Genomic DNA, 15246 nt, shown 5'->3' with positions numbered 1-15246 from the left:
CGACGTTTCGGCACGCATAGCAAGCTTAAGCGTGGCCCTTAATGCATGTTAGGCGCATCCTTGCGCCTCTAGCCACCTACGAGGGCACAACAAAAGCGGGCCACACCAAAACGATGTGGCCCGCTTCGTTGTCCGTTCAAGTTTGCGCCCGCGCAACAGCCCGCCACGTCGCCGACGCGGCAGCCCTACTTGCGGTGAGCGCGGTAGTAGGCGATGAGTGCCTGGGTGCTCGCGTCCTGCTCGGCGAGCGCGGCGTCGTCGTGGAATGCCGGGGTAATCTGCTTGGCGAGCTGCTTGCCAAGCTCGACGCCCCACTGGTCGTAGGAGTCAAGGCCCCAGACGGTACCCTCGACGAAAGTGATGTGCTCGTACAGCGCGATGAGCTCGCCCAGCGCGTGCGGCGTGAGCGCCTCGCCAAAGATCGAAGTGGTCGGGCGGTTACCAGTGAAGACGCGAGCGGGCACGATCTGCTCGGGCGTGCCCTCGGCGCGAACCTCGTCGGCCGTCTTACCAAAGGCGAGGGCCTTGGTCTGGGCGAGGAAGTTGCCCAGGAAGAGCTCGTGGACGTCCTGGCCGCCGTCGGTAAACGGGTTGGGCGTGTTCACGAAGGCGATGAAGTCCGCGGGAATCATGCGGGTGCCCTGGTGAATCAGCTGGTAGAAGGCGTGCTGGCCGTTGGTGCCCGGCTCGCCCCAGAAAATCTCGCCCGTGGCGCTCGTCACCGGAGTGCCATCCCAGCGCACGCTCTTGCCATTCGACTCCATCGTGAGCTGCTGGAGATAGGCCGGGAAGCGGTGCAGGTACTGGTTGTAGGGCAGCACGGCGTGGCTCTCGGCGCCATAGAAGTTGACGTACCAGACGTTGATGAGGCCGAGAAGGGCGACGACGTTCTCCTCCAGCGGCACGTTCTTGAAGTACTCATCGAGGTCATGGAAGCCGGCGAGGAACTCCTGGAATCGCTCCGGACCAAAGGCGATGATGAGCGAGAGGCCCACGGCAGAATCGACGGAATAACGACCGCCAACCCAGCTCCAGAAGCCAAAGGCGTTCTCCGGGTCGATGCCGAACTGCTCGACGAGGTCAAGCGCGGTAGAGACGGCGACAAAGTGCTTGCGGATGGCCTCCGCGTCCTTCTCGGCGGAGCCATCAATTGCGCCGGCGGCACGGAGGGCATCGAGCATCCAGACCTTCGCCTCGCGGGCGTTAGTGAGGGTCTCGAGCGTGGTGAAGGTCTTGGAGACGACGATCACGAGCGTGGTCTCGGGGTCGAGGCCGCGAGTCTTCTCGGCCATGTCGTTCGGGTCGATGTTCGAAACGAAAGTGCAGTCGATTCCGGCGTCGGCGTAGGGCTTGAGGGCCTCGTAGACCATAACCGGGCCGAGGTCAGAGCCACCGATGCCGATAGCGAGGACGTGCTTGATCTCCTTGCCGGAGACACCCTTCCACTCGCCGGAACGGACACGCTCGGCAAAGGCGTACATGCGGTCGAGGACCTCGTGGACGTCGGCCACGGTGTCCTGGCCATCGACAACGAACTTGCCGATCTGTTCCTTCGGACGACGGAGGGCGGTGTGGAGAACGGCGCGGTCCTCGGTCGTGTTGATGTGTTCGCCGCAGTACATGGCATTGCGACGTTCCTCGAGCTTGACGGCACGGGCGAGGTTGACGAGCAGCTTCAGGGTCTCCTCGGTCACGAGGTTCTTGGAGAGGTCGAAGTGGAGGTCGCTCGTCTCAAAGGTGAGCTTCTCGACGCGCTCGGCATCCGTCGCGAAGGCGCTCTTGAGGTTGAACCCATCGGCAACGAGCTTGTCATGGTGCGCCTTGAGGGCCGCCCACTCGGGGGTGGCGGTGGCGTCAATGGGCGCGGGGATGTTCGACATAAGTCCTCCTTGACCGCAGGCCCCGGACACTCCGGGGCGGTTCTCAGCAAACTTAAGCGTAGCGCAACGCGCAAGTGAAGGAAACGAAGTCTATCGGTTTGTTACGAGCCGCTGACTTGCCTGGCCCGCCCGCCGCCCGGGCGAGCACGCCGCCCCGCCGGCGCCAGGCCCGGCCCGGCGCCCGGCCCGCCACGCCTAGTACGGCTCACCCAACCCGACCCGGCACGCCGTCCGGTCCGCTGCCCGGCGCGCTGACTGGCGCGCTGACCGGCCTGGCCCACAACACCTAGTACGGCTCGCCCAGCGGGGGAACCTGCTTCAGGCGAGCCCACATGACCTGCTTTGCCTTCGCGTCCGCGAGGCTCTGCTCGAAACCGCCGAGGGCAAGAACACGCATGCCCAGCAAGCGCACCACATACCCGGGCGCGAGCGTCGCCGCCTCGAGACTCTCAAGCTCGACGAGCTCATCGGCAAAAGCCTCGCAAATGGCGGAGGCGGCAGGAGCGTCTAGCGCAATGACCGTGGCGGGGTCGAGCGTGGCGATGGCAAGGCGCAGCGTTCCCGGCACCAGGGGAAATCCCTCCGCATCGCGGACGGAGAGCGCGGCCCACTCCTCCGGTGCATAGCCGAGGGCGCCAAGGGCGGCGCGCAGGGCATCGCCATCCGGGCCAGCCAAGAGCTTGACGCCAGCCTCCTCGGGCTCGCCCTTCACGAGCAGCACGGGAGAGAAGGCGTTGCCAGACATGACCACGCCGGCATCAGCGAGATCGCCAAGCTCGGCCTTCGCCTTGTTCACGTACTCGTCACTCACACCCATGGGGACCTCCGCCGCCAACTTAACCGGTCTTTGATTCTAGCGCCCATTTTCCGGGTATAACCCCGTCGTCAACAATCGCGTGGGCCGCGCCCCACGCCACAAGATCATAGGAGGGCCACCATGGCTGCAAAGGCAATCACCCAGGATACGTTCGATGACATCATCCGCAGCTCCGAGAAGCCCGTCCTCGTCGACTTCTGGGCATCTTGGTGCGGACCCTGCCGTGCCCTCTCCCCCATCATCGAGGAAATTGCCAACGAAATGCCCAGCGAGCTTGCCGTCTATAAGTGCAACGTCGAGGACGAGCAGGACCTCGCCATGCGCTTCCAGGTCATGTCCATCCCCACGCTCATCCTCTTCAAGGGCGGCAAGGCGGTTCACACGATGGTCGGCAGCGCCCCCAAGGCCCGCATCCTCGCCGAGCTGCGCGAGTACCTGTAGGCAAGCGCCGGCAAGCTCAGGGTCCAGACACGCCGGGCACATCGGGACTCAAGCTCGTCACTCGCGTCCGGCACCACCAGCAAGATATACCTAGCGCCCGCGGAACCCATCGGCTCCGCGGGCGCTTCGCGTTCCATATCTCGAATCGTCACCGGCCACATCGGCACTACACTCGCCCTGGCTCACAGCATCAGCCACGGCGTCACGGCCCAGACATAGGCTCGCCCCGCTTCGGCCAGGCTACCAGCCCATGAAGAAGCGGCCCTTACCTCGCCCGTCCTTCTCGGGGACCTTCAGCTTCACGATGTTCGAAGAAACCACGTGGCCGTCCTGCACCATGAGACGAGCGATCGTCGGGCCCGCCATGCTCCTCGGGAACGTCGGGCTTCCCGGGTTCACGATGATGGAACCGTTCGCACGCTCGACGATCTCCGGCACGTGGGTATGACCGCAAACCCCCACGTCGCAGTGCTCGCCCGTGAGGTTTTCGCGATAGTGCGTGACACTGAACTGCAGCCCCTCGTATTCGAAGCGCACGAGACGCTTCACCTCAGGCCCGTACTCACCCGCCCAGTCATTGTTGCCCAGACACATCCGCAGAGGCGCAAGCGCCTTGAGCGTAATGAAGTCGTCCTCCGAGGTAATGTCACCGGCGTGGACGATGAGGTCGCAGCCATCAAGCGCGTCAAGCAGCTCGCGTGAGAGCCTGCCGTGGGTGTCCGAGATAACGTCGATACGTCGCAGCGCCATGGGTTAGAGCCCCAGGGCGCGCTTGAGCTGCACGACGCGGCGACGCGAGACGGAAATCTTCTTGCCCTCAACGCCAGCGATGCCAAGCTGCATCACACCACTCGACACGACCTCGACGTCCTCGACGTACTGAAGATTGACGATGTAGCCACGGTGCACGCGGAAGAATCCGTGCGGAGAGAGCTTCGCCTCGAGCTGCGCGAGCGAGATAACCGAAAGATAGCGATCGGAATCCGTGTAGATGCAGGAATAATCGTCCTTCGCCTCGATATAGCGAATCTGGTCGATGGGGACGAGGACCTTGCGGCCGCCCTTCTCGACGGGAATGCGCTCGGCCGGGGCAGCCGGGGCGGCAGCCTGCTTGCCGCGAGCCTCAACCTTGTCGAGGGCTCGCTCGAGACGATCCGTCTCGACGGGCTTCATCAGGTAGTCGACGGCGTCGACGTCAAACGCCTCGAGCGCATACTCGCTGTAGGCGGTGACGAACACCACCGCAGGCGGGTTTTTGAGCTTATGGAGCGCCTCGGCGAGCTGCATGCCGTTCGTCTTGGGCATAGAGATGTCCAGGAACAGCACGTCCGGGCGGCTATCCATCAGCTTCTCGACGGCGTCACGAGCGCTCGAAGCCTCGGTGATGTTCTCAACCCTTCCGGTCTCCTCGAGGAGGAAGCGGAGCTCGGAACGAGCAGGGGCTTCGTCGTCAACGATCATGGCACGCAGCATAGAATCACATTCCTCGTCAGTCGTGGGCGGCGGTGCGCGCGAGGCGCAGCGTCACGCACGTCCCCTCGCCGGGCTTCGACATGATGTCGATTCCCGAGTCGAAACCATAAAACCTCTCGAGCCTCTCTGCAACATTCCTCAGAGCGATGCCCGTTCCCTTCTCCTCGCCCGAGCAGCCACAGGGCTGGTCAGTCGAGACGCTGCAGCGCAGCTTTTCAAGCGTTTCCTCATCCATTCCAAGGCCGTCGTCTGTTACGGCAATTAGGACGTCAGACCCATCGATCTCCGCTCTGATGTCAATGTTCAGGGCACCCTCATCGCGCATGGCATGACGAACGGCGTTCTCCACGATCGGCTGGACGATAAAGGCCGGGACGAGCACGTCTCCGCACCCGAAGCCAACGTGCTCGTGCTCGGAGATGCGGTCCTCGCCAAAGCGAGCGTGCTCGAAGCGTAGGTAGCGCCTGGTCTGCTCGAGCTCACGGGCGAGCGGGATGAGTTGGTCAGAGCTCTCAAGCGTCTGACGATAGAAGACCGCGAACTCGCGCAGGAGATTGCGGGCACGCGTCGGGTCCGTGCGCGTAAATGCAGCGATGGTGTTGATGGTGTTGAACAGAAAATGCGGGTTGATCTGCGCCTGCAGAGCCTTCACCTCGGCCTTTGCCGTGAGCTCAGCCTGACGATCAAGCTCGTGGGTGGATAGCTGGGTGGAGAGCAACTGGCCAAAGCCACGCGCGATCGCAAGCTGGCTACGGTTGATATCCGCAGGCGAGCGATAGTAGAACTTGATGGTTCCGCACACGCGGTCCTGCACGTTAAGCGGAACGACGATGCCGCCACGCATGTTGCGAGGCAACTCCGTGTTGTCATCCTCGTTGCGCGACTGGAACATCCCGAGCTTGCCCGTCTTGAGCACCTCGAGCGTGCCCGCCGTGTGAATGGGGCTGCCGGGAGGGAAGTCCGCGGCAAGCGCGCCCTCGTAGGCGAGCACATGCTCCGTGTCCGTCATGGCAACGGCGACGGCCGTGGTCTCAGGCAGAAGGAGGCTGCAAACCGCCTTGCAAGCCTGCGGAGTAAGGCCAGCTCGCATGAGGTCGAGCGTCCTGGAAGCAAGGCCCAGGATATGCTCGGTGCCCTGTGAGCTGCGAATATCCCCGTAGCGAGCGAGCCCTTTGTTCAAGCGGTGCGCCGTCATGCCTCCCCTTCCCTGCTCGTGGTGGTGTCTTTCCGATTCTCGCCCTGCGTTCGGGCCCCATCTTGGCTCTGAAGCCGCAGCTCGCCCTGGTGCTCGGCGCGCGCCTTGCTCTTTGTCCCACCGCAACGCGGGACGGGTTCCGGGCGCTTCGCCTGAATCTCTGCGACCTTGGCGGCAAGCTCTTCGTCGTTCCAGAGCCCGTCAATCGCGGTTGGCCAGAAGCTCAGCAGGCGCGCATAGTTCTGCGCGTTCGCGCCGGCGTAGGCGCGAGCCTCCCCGATGCCGTGGTGCCAGATAGCAAAGCTCTGGCGCCTGCCCGGGCCCGCCACGATGCGGGCGAGGGTCGCCTTCGAGATCCTGTCCTCGACCTCCGGCGAGATCCAGCGCCCGGGATAGGGCATGAGGGACGCGGGCGTAACCTGGCGGAGCTCCTGCCTCTGCGAGCAGAACGCGAGCTTGGCGCGTTCATACAGCCAGCGGTAGATGTCCTGGAGGAAGCGGTTTGGCTCATCCGGCGTCGCGGGCGGCAGGTGGCGCACGTACCACTTGTTGTCAAACCACATCTCCAGGCCGGAAAGGCGCAGGTTGAAGAGGTAGTCGAGGTCTTCGCCACGCGTAATCCAGGGGTCGAAGGGCACCTGGGAGAAGGCGCTCGCGTGAATGGCAAGGCATCCGCCACAGACGTAGTTGGAGCGGCAGATGCGCGTGCCCGCAAGCGCGGAGGACATCCACTCGTTAAACTCCTCGCGCTTCGACCACCAGCGCTCCCAGAAGCGACGCTTGCCGCCATCCGCGAGGTGAGACCCCTCGGCATCCACGAAGTGTCCGGTCTTCGCGAGAATCTTCAGATCCTGACGCGTGAGGTGGCCCAGACCGAAGACCGCATCCACGAGGAAATCCGGGGAAAGAGCGACTTCGTCGTCATCCATAAAGACGGCGACATCGTGGCCGAGCATGGCGCAGACGGCGAGGCCGAGATTACGGATGGCACCGTAGCCGCGAAGCGAAACCGGCTCACCGCCGATACCCGGGCAGAGGCTCTCGATGTGGGCGGCAATGAGGCGGGCCTCAGGGGCGCCCACGACATACGGCGAAAGGCCCTCGTGGTCACGAACGATGGCGTTGATGCGTGCGCGGGCCGCAGCCTGTGCACTCGGCGGGGCAACGACGAGGATGATTGTCCTCATCACGCCGCGAACATCGTCGAGCGAGTCGAGACAGCGCGCGAGCTCGGGCAGGGGCTCGTCTATGGACGTGGCATGGTCATAGACCCCCGGCTGCGAGGGATCCATAGCCCAGTAGGTTGGTATGACGACGGCGGGATTCAATGGCACTACCAGCGATACCCAGTACGGGGAGCGGCAGTATGGGCCATGACGTCGTGCACGACACAAGCCCGCCCGAGGCAGGTAAGAGACTTGTCCATGAATACCAGCTCCCCTTCATCTCTTTCTGACATTCTACCTCACAGAGCATTTGCAACCGCTCGCCGAATGACAGATGAGGGGACGCGGCAAACAATACGCGCCGCTCGTCAGGGACGCGGCAAACAATACGCGCCGCTCGTCCCATAAAAAAGGGCCCGCTCCGGTTTCCCGAAGCGGGCCCTAGCCCAAACTATGTCAGGCGCGCGAACCTAGCTCGTAGCTTAGGCCTCGTTGTAGAGGGCCTTGAGCTTGAGCAGGTGAGCGTAACGCTCCATGGCGGCTTCCTCGTTCTCGGCGAAGAGCTCCTTGGCGCGCTCGGGGAAGGAGCGGGTGAGCGAAGCGTAACGAGCCTCGTTCATCAGGAACTCCTGGTAGCCACCCGCCGGCTCCTTGGAGTCGAGCGAGAACTTCTTGCCCTCCGGCGCAGCCGGGTTGAAGCGGAAGAGGTTCCAGTAGCCGCAGTCCACAGCCTTCTTCATCTCGGACTGGCAGTTCATCATGCCGCCCTTCTTGATGGAGTGCATCTCGCACGGGCTGTAGCCGATGACCAGGGACGGGCCGTCGTAGGCCTCGGCCTCGGTGATGGCCTTGAGGGTCTGGGCCGGGTTGGCACCCATGGCGACCTGGGCGACGTAGACGTAGCCGTAGGACATCTCGATCTCGGCGAGGGACTTCTTCTTGGTCACCTTGCCGGCGGCAGCGAACTGCGCGACCTGGCCGAGGTTAGAGGCCTTGGAGGCCTGGCCACCCGTGTTGGAGTAGACCTCGGTGTCGAAGACGAAGACGTTGATGTTGTGGTTGGAAGCCAGGACGTGATCGAGGCCGCCGAAGCCGATGTCGTAGGCCCAGCCGTCGCCGCCGAAGATCCAGAAGGACTTCTTGGTGAGGTAAGCCTTGTCGGCCAGGATGGCCTTAGAAGCATCGCAGCCGCACTTCTCGAGCTCGGCGATGTAGGCAGCAGCCGCGGTCTTAGAGGCCTCGGTGTCGTTGCGGTTCTCGAGCCAGGCGGTGGCAGCGGCCTTCAGCTCGTCAGAGGCGTCGCCCTGGAGGAGAGCCTCAGTCTCGGCGACGAGCTTGTTCTGGACGGCGGCATAACCAACGGCGAGGCCGAGGCCGTGCTCCGCGTTGTCCTCGAACAGGGAGTTGTTCCACGCCGGGCCGTGACCCTCAGCGTTGACGGTGAAGGGCGAGACGGCAGCCGGGTTACCCCAAATGGAGGAGCAGCCGGTGGCGTTGGAGATGAACATGCGGTCACCGCAGAGCTGGGTGACGAGGCGCGCGTAGGCGGTCTCGGCGCAGCCGGCGCAGGAGCCGGAGAACTCGAGGTACGGCTTGGCGAACTGGCTGCCCTTGACGTTGGAGGCAACGAGCTCCTTCTTCTCCGTGACCTTGTCGACGGCATAATCCCAGACGGGAGCCTGATCGAGCTCGTCCTCCTGCGGAACCATGGTGAGGGCGTCCTTCGGGCAGACCTGGACGCAGTTGTAGCAGCCCATGCAGTCGAGCGGGGAGACGGCGATGGCGAACTTCAGGCCCTCGGCGCCCTTGCCCTTGGCATCGATCATGCGCATGTTCTCAGGAGCCGCGGCAGCCTCGTCAGCCGTGAGGGCGATCGGGCGAATCGTGGCGTGCGAGCAGACGTAGGCGCACTGGTTGCACTGGATGCACTTGGTCTCATCCCAGTGCGGAACCATAACGGCAACGCCGCGCTTCTCGTACTGAGAGGCACCGAGCTCCCACTGGCCGTCGACGTACTTCTCGAAGGCGGAAACGGGCAGCGAGTCGCCGTCCATGCGGTTGATCGGGTCCATGATCTTCTTGACCTGCTCGACGATCTCCGCGCGGCCCTCGATGGAGAGCGTGGAGGGAGCGTCCTCGGCAGTGGCCCAGTCAGCGGGAACCTCGAACTTGTGGAAGGCGGTGGCGCCGGCGTCGATGGCCTTGTGGTTGGCGTCGACGATGGCCTGGCCCTTCTTCATGTAGGACTTGGTGGCGGCGTCCTTCATGTACTGGAGGGCGTCAGCGGCCGGCAGGATGTTGGCCAGCGCGAAGAACGCGGACTGCAGCACGGTGTTGGTGCGCTTGCCCATGCCCACCTTGGCGGCCAGGTCGATGGCGTCGATGAGGTAGACGTTGACGTTGTTCTTGGCGATGTAGCGCTTGGCCACGGCCGGCATGTGCTCGGCGAACTCCTCGTCAGACCACTGGCAGTTCACGAGGAACGTGCCGCCCGGCTTGACGTCGCGGACCATCTTGAAGCCCTTGATGATGTAGGACGGGTTGTGGCAAGCGACGAAGTCGGCCTTGGTGACGTAGTACGGCGAACGGATCGGGGAATCACCAAAGCGCAGGTGCGAGACGGTGACGCCGCCGGTCTTCTTGGAGTCGTACTGGAAGTAGGCCTGGACGTACTTGTCGGTGTGGTCGCCGATGATCTTGATCGAGTTCTTGTTGGCGCCGACGGTACCGTCGCCGCCGAGACCCCAGAACTTGCACTCGATGGTGCTCGGGTCAGCGGTGTTGGGCGCGTCCTCGTCCTCGGGGAGGCTGAGGTGCGTGACGTCGTCGTTGATGCCGATGGTGAACTCGCGCTTGGGCTCGTCCTTCTTGAGCTCCTCAAAGACGGCGAAGGCAGACGCGGGAGGCGTGTCCTTGCTGCCGAGGCCGTAACGGCCGCCGGAGACGTGGATGTCGGTCTTGCCGGCCTCGTAGAGGGCGGAGACGACGTCCTGGTAGAGCGGCTCGCCGATGGAGCCCGGCTCCTTGGTGCGGTCCATGACGGCGATCTTCTTGACGGTCTCGGGGAGGACGTCAACGAAGTGCTTGATGGAGAACGGACGGAACAGGCGGACCTTCACCAGGCCGACCTTCTCGCCGTGGGCGTTGAGGTAGTCAATGACCTCCTCGAGCACGTCGCAGAAGGAGCCCATGCAGACGACGACGCGGTCGGCATCGGGAGCGCCGTAGTAGTTGAACAGGCCGTAATCAGTGCCGAGCTTGGCATTGATCTTGCCCATGTACTCCTCGACGACAGCCGGCAGCTCGTCATAAGCCTTGTTGCAAGCCTCGCGGTGCTGGAAGAAGACGTCGCCGTTCTCGTGGGAGCCGCGGGCGTGCGGGTGCTCCGGGTTGAGGGCGTGGTCGCGGAAGGCCTGGACGGCATCCATGTCGAGCATATCCTTGAGGTCGTCGAAGTCCCACATGGCGACCTTCTGGATCTCGTGCGAGGTGCGGAAGCCGTCGAAGAAGTTCAGGAACGGCACGCGACCCTTGATGGCAGCGAGGTGGGCGACAGGCGAGAGGTCCATGACCTCCTGAACGTTGCCCTCGGCGAGCATGGCGAAACCGGTCTGGCGACAGGCCATGACGTCGGAGTGATCACCGAAGATGTTGAGCGCGTGGGAGGCGACGCAGCGGGCGGAGACGTGGAACACGCCCGGCAGGCCCTCGCCGGCGATCTTGTACATGTTCGGGATCATGAGCAGCAGGCCCTGGGACGCCGTGTAGGTCGTCGTGAGGGCGCCAGCGCCAAGGGAGCCGTGGACGGTGCCGGCGGCACCAGCCTCAGACTCCATCTCGACAACGTTGACCGGGGTACCAAAGACGTTCTTGATGCCCTGGGCGGCCCACTGGTCGACGTGGTCGGCCATCGGGCTGGACGGCGTGATCGGGTAGATGCCCGCCACCTCGGTGTAGGCGTACGAGACCCAAGCAGCAGCCTCGTTGCCGTCCATAGACTTGAACTTACGTGCCATATCCTCTCCTTCTGACGAGGTCGCGCGGCGGCAGGTGACATGGGTCACCACCACCCCCTGGCGGTTGCCTTTCCACGCGAAATCGCCCCTTGGCCACTTCCCCGGCGACCAAAAGGCGGCTATTTCGTAGCCATTTGATTATCCCGCATTCCGGGCCAGTTGAAACGGGTTTTTGAGAAAGCATGCCAACGATTTGCCAAATGGTCATCGACGCGCTCGGGCACGACGTCCGCCCGAAGGCGTCATTCTCCGCATTTTAGGCAGGCTTCCTGCGGCTTTGTTGCAAAGAGGCCGCAGGAAGCGATGATGTTCCCTACTTCGCAGCCTGGGCGGTCTTGGCGAGCAGGGCCTCCCAGCTCTGGGCAAAGCGCTCGCCCATGGGGCCGCTGGCGTCCGAGGCGGGCACGACACCGTGCTCGTCCGAGACGAGGAAGGCCTCGTCGCAGGTGGCGTCCATCTCGAGGTCCTCGGCGAGGGAATCCGCGCGCTCGACCGGAATGCCGAGGGTCGCCGCGAGGTCAAGGATGAGCGACGCCGCGCCAGAGGAAGAGGAGCCAACGCCCGAGCCATAGACGAGAGAGCCGCCGCGCGCCACCCAGATCGTCTCGGGGGCGACATCGGTCTCGCCCGCCTCGAGCTCAGAGGCCTTGGCGCGCTCGACAAGTGCCGAAAGCGAGGTGTCTGCGAGCGGCTCATACTCCCCCACCGCCATGGCGGCGCGGCCGAGCTCGTCGGTCATCAACATGAGGACGCCGTTGGGATGCTCATACGAGCCATCCTTGAGGGTCCACTCCACGTGCTGCTTGACCCAGCCCAGAAGCTGCGGAGTGAGATGCTTGCCCAGTACCATGCGCTTACCGAGCGCGCGCATGTGGCGATTCATGGCAGGCAGCTCGCCACCCTGAATTCGCCAGCGGCACACGAGGACGGGAGCGCCAACCTCGAACTCCTCGGGAATCTTGCCATCTGCCATGAAGAACCGCCTTTCTGCGGGCGCTTCGCGCCAGGACCTGTAGACGCCGCGCGCGACGCCCACACGCCCGCACACGCGGGTGCCCAACACGACGCCCGCGCGCCCGCGCACGCGGGCGCCCAACATTACATTTTTGCAACCACACTGTAAGCCAATTCGATGGCTCCGCAGGGGCGGTCGCGCAACGATACTGGTGTCATGTAGCTGCGCCCCGACAACGGGACGTAAAAGAAAGGATACCCATGGGCAACCACTATCAGCCCAACTCCAACATTCCTCTCGATGGATCTCCGGTACGCCAGGCACCCGCGAACTCGGTTCTCTCCGTCCAGCACCTCGAGAAGACCTACGGGAACCGCGGCAAGAAAGGCCGCGGAGCGACCACCCGCGCCCTGGCGGACGTCTCCTTCGACGTGAACGAGGGCGAGTTCGTCGCCATCATGGGCGCCTCGGGCTCCGGCAAGTCGACGCTGCTCAACTGCGTCTCGACCATCGACTCCGCCACGAGCGGCCACGTCTTCGTGCGCGGCGCCGACGTCACGTCCATGCGCGCAGGCGAGCTCGCGCGCTTCCGCCGCGAGCAGCTGGGCTTCATCTTCCAGGACTCGAACCTGCTCGACACCCTCACCGCTCGCGAGAACATCGCCCTGCCGCTCACCATCTCCCGCGTCTCTGCCGGCGAGACCCTTGCCCGCGTGGAGGAGATGGCCCGCCGCCTGAACATCGCGGACGTCCTCGACAAGTACCCCTACCAGCTCTCCGGCGGCCAGCAGCAGCGCGTCGCCGCGGCCCGCGCGCTCGTCACCAAGCCCGCCGTCATCATGGCAGACGAACCCACCGGCGCCCTCGACTCCAAGAGTGCCCGCCTCCTTCTCGAGAGCCTCCAGCAGCTCAACGAGGAGAGGGATGCCACGATCCTCATGGTCACCCACGACAGCTTCGCGGCGAGCTACACGGGACGCGTCCTGTTCATCCGCGACGGCAAGATCTTCACCGAGCTCCGCCGCGGGAGCTCTCCTCGCCACGAGTTCTTCGACCGCATCATGGAGGTCGTCGCGATGATGGGCGGTGAGAGTTCCGATGCTCTGTAAGCTCGCCTGGGGCAACGTCGCCCGCGCGCGGCGCGACTACCTCATCTACCTGCTCACGCTCACGCTCGGCGTGACCGTCTTCTACGCGTTCAACACCATCAGCCTGCAGGTCGACCTCGCCGGCGTCGATGTCGACAGCGTGGCCGAGGTCCTCGGGAGCCTGCTCGACGGCGTCACCAAGTTCCTCGGCGCGATCATGGGCTTCCTCATGGTCTACGCCAACAACTTCATCATGAAGCGCCGCAACAAGGAGTTTGGCCTCTACCAGGTGCTGGGCATGACGCGCGGCCAGGTCGCCCGCGTCATGACGCTCGAGACGGTCATCGTGTCAGCCGCGGCACTTGTCCTCGGCATCATCTTGGGCGTTGGCCTCTCCCAGCTGATGGTCTTCTTCACCGCGTCGCTCTTCAAAACGCAGATCGCCAACTTCAAGTTCATCTTCTCCACGAGCGCCCTCGCGATCACCGTCGAGTGCCTCGCCGTAATCTTCCTCGTGACGCTCGTGTTCAACCTTCGCGTGGTGCGCAAGTCATGCCTCGTCGACCTCATGGGGTCGGGGCGCCGCAACGAGTCGGTCAAAACGCGCAACCCGCTGCTCGCAGGTCTGGTGTGCCTGCTTGGCGCCGTGCTCATCGGAGTGGCCTACTCCCGCCTGCTGCATGACGGCCTCCCCGTCACCGCCAGGAGTGAAGAGCTCGAAGCCGCGATGACCCAGTTCGGGATCACCACGGGAATGGTGACCCTCGGAACCGTCCTGTTCTTCTTTGGGCTCTCGGGGCTTTTGCTCAAGCTCCTCCAAACCGTGCGCGGCATCTATTGGCGCGGCCTCAACGCCTTCACGCTTCGCCAGCTCTCCGCCAAGGTCAACACCGTCTCGCTCTCGATGGCCATCATCTCGATGATCCTGTTCCTCGCCATCACGTCCGTCACCACCGGCATGTCGATCGTCAATGCCATGACCAACAGCATCGAGCGCATGAACCCCGTCGACTTCAGCCAGAGCGTCTGGTACAACTACAGCCCCTCCGAAGGCACCGACGAGAACCTCAACCCCCTGCGCTATGTCGCGCCGGACCAGCCGCTCGACGTCGCGAGCGAGCTCGAGGCACGTGGCGTCGACCTTACCTCGGTCTGCGACTCCACGGTCCAGCTCGACAGCTACTTCCCGCTCGAAAGCGAGCAGGTCACCCGCGTCGAGCGCCGCGAGAGCACGGCCAGCGAGAACCCGCTCACCATTCGCGCCCTCGCCGAGAGGACGGGAGCCGAGGTCCCCGACGGCATGACCAACTCGGACGCTGACCTCCTAGGAATCGACGTCATGAGGGAGAGTCAGTACAACCAGCTCCTCGCCTATCTCGGCAAGCCGCAGGTGGACCTCGGCGAGTGCGGCTACCTCATCACCTGTGACATGGGCGACGTCATCGCCGGCTTCTACGACAAGGTCCTCGCCTCCGACCTCACCATCAAGCTGGGAGGCCACGAGCTCAAGCCCGCGGCCCAGAAGGTCGACGTCGGCAGCAGCGCCCTGGCGAACTCCGCCGTGGGCTCCAACTCCGGCACTATCATCGTCCCCGACGCCGTCGTCGACGACGCACACCTCCAGGTCAAGAGCTCGAACCTGCTCGTCAACTACAACAAGCGGGGCGTCAGCACCGACCAGGGCGACGAGTTCATAAACCAGTCGGCGCTTAGCCACATCACCTACAGCGAGATCAGGTCGGGCAGCGACGTCTTCGGCTTCTTCGGGCCCAGCGTGACCCGCGGCGAGATGTTCGCCTCGATCAACACGTTGGCGGGTTCCGTCAGCTACCTCGCCATCTACATCGGCTTCGTGCTCGTGATCGCCTGTGCGGCAATCCTTGCCATTCAGCAGCTCTCGGGCGTGTCCGACGCCAGCCGCAGCTATCGCGTGCTCTCCGAGCTCGGCTGCGACAGACGACAGATTGCCCACTCCATGCTCGCGCAGCAAACCGTGTTCTTCATGTTCCCGCTCGCGGTAGGCGTCGCCCACTCGTTCGTGGCGCTGAGGGTCGTCATCGACATCGTCAGGGTGTTCGGCGGCCTCACCATCAGCGGCATGGTGGGCTTCACCTGCGCGATCTTCCTCGCCGCATACGGTGGCTACTTCCTGGTCACCTACGCCATGAGCCGAGGCGTCCTGAACGACGCCGTCCGCATCCGCTACACGGCGTAG

At 64.1% G+C, this 15246-nt stretch carries 11 protein-coding genes; 3 read left to right on the top strand and 8 right to left on the bottom strand.

The window, feature by feature from the left end; all coding sequences use genetic code 11:
- Positions 1-185: 185 nt before the first annotated feature.
- Together pgi and Q0H23_RS04505 are read right to left on the bottom strand one after the other, a co-directional pair.
- On the bottom strand, positions 186-1880 hold the full coding sequence (gene pgi / locus Q0H23_RS04510) for a glucose-6-phosphate isomerase (RefSeq protein ID WP_293836167.1): 1695 nt from the start codon (positions 1878-1880) through the stop codon (positions 186-188).
- 286 nt (positions 1881-2166) lie between these two features.
- On the bottom strand, positions 2167-2697 hold the full coding sequence (locus Q0H23_RS04505; protein ID WP_293836165.1) for a hypothetical protein: 531 nt from the start codon (positions 2695-2697) through the stop codon (positions 2167-2169).
- A gap of 120 nt (positions 2698-2817) precedes the next feature.
- Between Q0H23_RS04505 and trxA the strand changes: the two genes are divergently transcribed.
- Positions 2818-3138, top strand: coding sequence for a thioredoxin (gene trxA / locus Q0H23_RS04500; protein ID WP_293815858.1), 321 nt, complete (start codon positions 2818-2820; stop codon positions 3136-3138).
- A 240-nt stretch (positions 3139-3378) separates the two neighbouring features.
- Here trxA and Q0H23_RS04495 read toward each other — a convergent pair whose 3' ends face one another.
- The 6 genes from Q0H23_RS04495 to Q0H23_RS04470 all read right to left on the bottom strand — a co-directional run bounded on the left by Q0H23_RS04495 (position 3379) and on the right by Q0H23_RS04470 (position 11961).
- Positions 3379-3888, bottom strand: coding sequence for a YfcE family phosphodiesterase (locus Q0H23_RS04495; RefSeq protein WP_293815855.1), 510 nt, complete (start codon positions 3886-3888; stop codon positions 3379-3381).
- 3 nt (positions 3889-3891) lie between these two features.
- Positions 3892-4611 carry a LytTR family DNA-binding domain-containing protein gene (locus Q0H23_RS04490; RefSeq protein WP_293815853.1) on the bottom strand — a complete coding sequence of 240 codons (720 nt, stop codon included), beginning with the start codon at positions 4609-4611 and terminating at the stop codon, positions 3892-3894.
- A 16-nt stretch (positions 4612-4627) separates the two neighbouring features.
- Positions 4628-5791 (bottom strand): histidine kinase, encoded by a 1164-nt coding sequence (locus Q0H23_RS04485; RefSeq protein WP_293836163.1) that lies wholly within the window; start codon positions 5789-5791, stop codon positions 4628-4630.
- An 11-nt stretch (positions 5792-5802) separates the two neighbouring features.
- Positions 5803-7140 (bottom strand): glycosyltransferase, encoded by a 1338-nt coding sequence (locus Q0H23_RS04480; RefSeq protein WP_366509940.1) that lies wholly within the window; start codon positions 7138-7140, stop codon positions 5803-5805.
- Between the two features lie 314 nt (positions 7141-7454).
- Positions 7455-10988: a pyruvate:ferredoxin (flavodoxin) oxidoreductase gene (gene nifJ, locus Q0H23_RS04475; protein ID WP_293836161.1), complete on the bottom strand. Its 3534-nt coding sequence runs from the start codon at positions 10986-10988 to the stop codon at positions 7455-7457.
- A 313-nt stretch (positions 10989-11301) separates the two neighbouring features.
- The gene (locus Q0H23_RS04470) at positions 11302-11961 is read right to left on the bottom strand and encodes a hypothetical protein (RefSeq protein ID WP_293836159.1); all 660 of its coding nucleotides are present in this window, start codon (positions 11959-11961) and stop codon (positions 11302-11304) included.
- A gap of 242 nt (positions 11962-12203) precedes the next feature.
- Between Q0H23_RS04470 and Q0H23_RS04465 the strand changes: the two genes are divergently transcribed.
- Both Q0H23_RS04465 and Q0H23_RS04460 read left to right on the top strand, forming a co-directional pair.
- Positions 12204-13052 (top strand): ABC transporter ATP-binding protein, encoded by an 849-nt coding sequence (locus Q0H23_RS04465; RefSeq protein WP_293814727.1) that lies wholly within the window; start codon positions 12204-12206, stop codon positions 13050-13052.
- Positions 13042-15246: an ABC transporter permease gene (locus Q0H23_RS04460; RefSeq protein WP_293814728.1), complete on the top strand. Its 2205-nt coding sequence runs from the start codon at positions 13042-13044 to the stop codon at positions 15244-15246. The genes Q0H23_RS04465 and Q0H23_RS04460 overlap by 11 nt, the downstream gene beginning before the upstream one ends.

Source organism: uncultured Parolsenella sp., assembly GCF_934660935.1.
Classification (GTDB): Bacteria; Actinomycetota; Coriobacteriia; order Coriobacteriales; family Atopobiaceae; genus Parolsenella.
The sequence above is the reverse complement of the archived record's forward strand: the minus strand, read 5'-3'. Positions and strand labels throughout refer to the sequence as shown.

Coding starts and splice junctions, on each gene's coding strand:
- nifJ (WP_293836161.1), bottom strand. CDS start 10,988: ATGGCACGTAAGTTCAAGTCTATGGACGGCAACGAGGCTGCTGCTTGG.
- pgi (WP_293836167.1), bottom strand. CDS start 1,880: ATGTCGAACATCCCCGCGCCCATTGACGCCACCGCCACCCCCGAGTGG.
- Q0H23_RS04495 (WP_293815855.1), bottom strand. CDS start 3,888: ATGGCGCTGCGACGTATCGACGTTATCTCGGACACCCACGGCAGGCTC.
- Q0H23_RS04490 (WP_293815853.1), bottom strand. CDS start 4,611: ATGCTGCGTGCCATGATCGTTGACGACGAAGCCCCTGCTCGTTCCGAG.
- Q0H23_RS04505 (WP_293836165.1), bottom strand. CDS start 2,697: ATGGGTGTGAGTGACGAGTACGTGAACAAGGCGAAGGCCGAGCTTGGC.
- trxA (WP_293815858.1), top strand. CDS start 2,818: ATGGCTGCAAAGGCAATCACCCAGGATACGTTCGATGACATCATCCGC.
- Q0H23_RS04470 (WP_293836159.1), bottom strand. CDS start 11,961: ATGGCAGATGGCAAGATTCCCGAGGAGTTCGAGGTTGGCGCTCCCGTC.
- Q0H23_RS04465 (WP_293814727.1), top strand. CDS start 12,204: ATGGGCAACCACTATCAGCCCAACTCCAACATTCCTCTCGATGGATCT.
- Q0H23_RS04460 (WP_293814728.1), top strand. CDS start 13,042: ATGCTCTGTAAGCTCGCCTGGGGCAACGTCGCCCGCGCGCGGCGCGAC.